Origin of the sequence: Buttiauxella izardii, from assembly GCF_003601925.1 — a bacterium.
Taxonomy (GTDB): Bacteria; Pseudomonadota; Gammaproteobacteria; order Enterobacterales; family Enterobacteriaceae; genus Buttiauxella; species Buttiauxella izardii.
The window spans coordinates 1-4796 of record NZ_QZWH01000054.1 but is presented as its reverse complement, the minus strand read 5'-3'; the positions used below and the strand labels follow the sequence as shown (position 1 = coordinate 4796).

The window sequence follows — 4796 nt, the reverse complement described above, 5'->3', positions numbered from 1 at the left end:
CATCCTGAGCGTGAGTTCTGCGTGCAGTTTATGGAAACGGATTACGAATTTATCTCCCGTCTGGCGGCAGAAGAGGGACTATTCTTCTTTGAGGAGGAATATCTTAAAGAGAACGCCCAGAAACTGACGTTTGCCGATGACAGCTCAGTTCTGCGCAGCCTGGGTTCATTGCCCTATAACCCGAACGCCGCCTCCGAGTCATCAACGTACTGCATCAACACATTCCGCCGCAGCGCACAAATCCGCCCGGCCCAGGTCACCACCCAGGATTACACCTTCACCGCCCCCAACTGGCCTGCGCAGTACAACGAATACGGCAGAAAACTGGCGTATCAGCGCCCGGAATATGAAATCTTTGACTATCCGGGGCGCTTCAAGGATGAACAGCACGGTGCGGATTTTGCCAGATATCAGGTGGAAGGCTGGCGTAATAATGTCGACTTTGCCAGCGGCACCAGTAACTCTCCGCAGCTCCAGCCCGGACGCCGCTTTGCACTGACCGACCATCCGCGTGAAGACCTCAACGATGTGTGGCAGGTGGTGTCCTGCATGCTGACCGGTAGCCAGCCGCAGGCGTTAATCGGCAGCTCCGGTCAGGGCACCACGCTGAACTGCGAATTCCACGTTATTCCTGCTATCCAGACCTGGCGCCCCCTGCCGTTACCCAAGCCACTGATAGACGGCCCGCAAATCGCCATCGTCACCGGCCCTGCCGGGGAAGAAATCTACTGCGACGAACACGGGCGCGTGACGGTGAAATTCGCCTGGGACCGCTATAACAAAGCGAATGAAGAAAGTTCCTGCTGGGTGCGTGTGTCGCAGGCCTGGGCAGGCACGGGTTTCGGCAACATCGCCATTCCCCGCGTCGGCCAGGAAGTGGTTGTCGATTTCCTCAACGGCGACCCTGACCAGCCGATTATCACCGGGCGTACGTACCACGCCGCCAACCGTTCACCTGGCGACCTGCCGGGCACCAAAACCCAGATGGCGATACGCTCGCAGACTTACAAGGGCAATGGTTATAACGAACTGATGTTTGAGGACCAGACCGGCCAGGAACTGCTGTCGATGCATGCCCAGAAGGACATGAAAACGGTGGTGCTCAATAACCGCGACACCAACGTCAAAGTCGACCACAGCGAAAACATCGGCAACAACCAGAGCATTACCGTTGGACTTGGGCAGTCGGTGAAAGTCGGCAAGGAAAATGCCGGCGGTCATGACCAGAAAATTACCGTGGCGCACGACCGTAATATCACCGTACGTAATGACCAGATGCTGAAAGTGACCCGCGACAGGACGGTGAACAGCGGACGCGATGACAATCTGTACGTGGCGAAAGACCTTAAAGTGACGGTAAAAGGGAAGCGGGAACACAAGACCACCGGAAACCACATCAGCCTGGTGGAAGGTAAGCACAGCCTGGAAGTAAAAGGCGACCTGGCGCGCAAAGTGACCGGTGCGCTGGGTATCCACGTTGACGGCGATATTGTGCTGGAGAGCAGCAGCCAGATTAGCCTGAAGGTGGGAAGTTCATTCATCGCGGTACACCCGGCCGGTGTGGACATTATGGGTGTGAAAATCAATCTCAATGGTGGCGGGAGTGCGGGGAAACCCGTTCAGACGCTGCAACCGATGGCGCTGAACGCGTTGGGTGATGAGGGGGATTCTGAAGATGAGTCACCGCAGGATGAGAGCGCAGGCGGTTCCGGCGATGGAGATAGTTCTGAGGGAGAGGATGAGCCGGAAGATGATGATGAACCTGATCAATATAAGATCCTGTTTAATTTTAAGGATCCAGATGGTACTCCTTATATAAACATAAAATATATTGCTTATTTCTCTGATGGAACGCAGACCGAAGGAATAACAGATGAGGACGGTAATACAGAATTATTCATGCGGGATGATGACAATGAAATTGAAATTAAGCTCTTTAGTCCGGACTTTGATACATTTTGGGGAGGTAATGAGTGACTAACACAACAAAAGGCAAACCTACAAAAGATAAAACAGTCGTCAATCAATGTAAAATAAATGATTTCAATGCAATGATGAAAGAGGCTGGTGATGCTATGGATAAAGTACTGGCGCAAAGGGAAAAAGATCTTAAAACTTGGGGGGAGAAAGAAAAAAATGATTTTTTAAAAATATTTGGCTCCGATGGTGAGTGTTTGGTGCGTGTAAATTCCCCGATAAGGGGAGTCAAGAATATTGTTGAAATGAAAGCCGTTGATGTTATGAAAGATTGTATCAGAAGGCTTAAGGAAATAAAGGGAGCCCTGACACTGGATAGCTATATCAATTTAATCTACGATCCAGATAACCCTGATGCTCCTACTAATTCTAAAATCCCCCGTCCCCATGGACTTCCAGATACATTTTGTGCATATGTAAATTATGAACAGCAAGCCAATTATAAAGTTTATATAGGGATAAACTTTACAGGAAGAATAAAGGTTAACAATGTAAGGGCTTGCGAAGTAGTTATGGGTAAGGGATCTCGTGTAGCAACACTTTGTCATGAAATAAGTCATTTTGAAAAAATATTTTTAGATTTTTCTCGAGGAGGTATGGGGACTGGTGATTATGATGTTGATGGTCGAAGGCCTGAACGAAATGAAAATGATAAATGGACATATGAGCAGCATTTGGAAGGAGCAAAGAAGCTTGTGCGCATAGGGAGTGAAAATGTTTTTGATAATGCTTATAACATTGAAAAATATTTTGAAATAATAGTGTGATTGGTTAAAGACCTGACAAATAATTTCATTCGAAAAGGACATCGGAAATGTTACACAGCATTCATAATAATTTACTAAAAATCTCAATTGTAAGTTTGTTTTTTTTTATTTCTTTTCAATCAATTGCTGGAGACTTAACCGTTATGAAATATGGTTATGGTAAACGAGGGTTGGTTGGTACCGAATATGAAAGGGCAGAAATTCATTTGCTAAGTGAAAAGAGCTATCGTCATTCTATCTTTGATTCCAAAAAAAACTACTCTGACAGCCAATTTAATACCAGCGTTGGTCTTTCTATTGCACAAAAATACCATGATATTTTAGCCACGGTTACCATTAAAAACTCAGGTGATGAAATTTTTTATATTCGGGATGTAGAGTTTCCTTTGTATTTATCATCAGAGGAACTCAATAAACATGGTGTTTCTAAGTCTTTGTCATGTGGTGCTCAATTTTTCGTTACTACTGGAAATATTGAATTGGATTACTTAGGTTCGATGTGTGATTACGGCGGTAATTTTGACAAGGAAGATTGGGCTGAATTCCCACCTGGAAAAGAATTTTCGTATACAGTAATAATTAATGATGATTTCGAGTTTTTTCCTGGTAAAAAATATTATAACATTGGAACTACAGAATTTAGTTTGGTAAACGATAAGTGGTTTTTAGAACGCGATATGTATATCTATATGTTTGCCATTTTTGATATGAAAATATATGATTGTTATTTAACCGATGAACCCACTTATGTTTACAATTATAGTAGACTATGTGGAGGCTATCAGTACAAAGAAGATGGTATGAAGGATATTTTTTATATGGTCGCTTTTGATGGTGTAAATAAAGATAACGAAATTACAATAATGTCCAACCAAGTGAGTGTGGAAATTGATGGAAGTAAAGTTAAATCGCTTTTTATTGAAGAATGATGAGGTTTAACAATTGCATGCTGAATGTGAGTTCTTGATAATCTAACATTTAAATACTCCCCGAGATGTATTATTCCACCATGCATTGCTAACAAACATAACCATGCCGATGCCAGATTAAAGCTGAAAGATGGGGGCATGGCTTATTCTTGTTTTATCGTTATGGCAACAGTATGAGTATTGACATTGGTGGGGCTTTGAAGGGTTGTTATCAGTTGAGAATCAGTAGTGATAACAATATATGTGTCACAGTAATGAAATATTATAATAATGAAAACGGCTCCCAAAATGGAAGCCGTCATTTTTAACCTTTCAGTATTACGCTTTTATCTGTGAGCAAACTTAAGCGTCCGGATACTCACGAATAAAACGCTCTACATCATCAACCATATGTCCGTTACCCACGAAGAATGGGCGGCGCTGATGCAGGGTTTCCGGGATGATATCCAGAATGCGTTCTTTACCGTCACTCGCTTTACCGCCAGCTTGTTCCGCGAGGAACGCCATCGGGTTACCTTCATACAGCAAACGCAGCTTCCCTTCCGGGTGGCTTGCGGTACTTGGGTAAAGATAAATCCCACCTTTCAGCAGGTTACGGTGGAAGTCCGCTACCAGCGAACCGATGTAGCGTGAGGTATACGGGCGCTGAGTATTTGAATCTTCTTCCTGGCAGAATTTAATGTACTTCTTCACACCCTGCGGGAAACGGATGTAGTTTCCTTCGTTGATGGAATAAGTGCTGCCAATTTCCGGGAAGCGCATGCGCTCCTGGCACAGGCAGAAAACGCCAAGGGAAGGGTCGTAGGTGAAGGCGTGAACGCCACAACCGGTGGTGTAAACCAGCATGGTTGAGGAGCCGTAAACCACATAACCTGCCGCGACCTGGCGGTTGCCTGGCTGGAGGAAATCAGCTTCGGTGACCGGCGTGCCGACTGGTGTAATACGGCGATAGATAGAGAAAATCGTACCGACTGACACGTTGACGTCGATGTTAGATGAGCCGTCGAGCGGGTCCATCAGTACCACGTATTTGGCATGTTCCGCGCCTTCGAAAACAACGATGTCATCTTCTTCTTCAGAAGCCACACCCGCCACAATCCCTCGGGCTTTCAGTGCGGCTTTT

General features: G+C 45.5%; 4 protein-coding genes. 3 read left to right on the top strand and 1 reads right to left on the bottom strand.

Features of this window, described 5'->3' with window-relative positions:
• From tssI to D6029_RS19670, 3 genes are all read left to right on the top strand, one after another.
• The coding region (gene tssI, locus D6029_RS19680; protein WP_120066388.1) for a type VI secretion system tip protein TssI/VgrG at nt 1-1977 on the top strand (1977 nt) is incomplete at its 5' end.
• Complete coding sequence (locus D6029_RS19675) at nt 1974-2744, top strand: M35 family metalloendopeptidase (protein WP_120066387.1); 771 nt, start codon at nt 1974-1976, stop codon at nt 2742-2744. The genes tssI and D6029_RS19675, both read left to right, overlap by 4 nt.
• Nucleotides 2745-2791: 47 nt before the next feature.
• Nucleotides 2792-3673: a hypothetical protein gene (locus tag D6029_RS19670; RefSeq protein ID WP_120066386.1), complete on the top strand. Its 882-nt coding sequence runs from the start codon at nt 2792-2794 to the stop codon at nt 3671-3673.
• A gap of 342 nt (nt 3674-4015) precedes the next feature.
• On the opposite strand, the gene fbp is transcribed toward D6029_RS19670, so the two are convergent.
• On the bottom strand, nt 4016-4796 hold a 781-nt coding region (fbp, locus tag D6029_RS19665; protein WP_120066385.1), incomplete at its 5' end, for a class 1 fructose-bisphosphatase.

Bases quoted from the DNA above. Each gene is read 5' to 3' on its own strand.
- D6029_RS19670 (WP_120066386.1), top strand. From the start codon at position 2,792: ATGTTACACAGCATTCATAATAATTTACTAAAAATCTCAATTGTAAGT.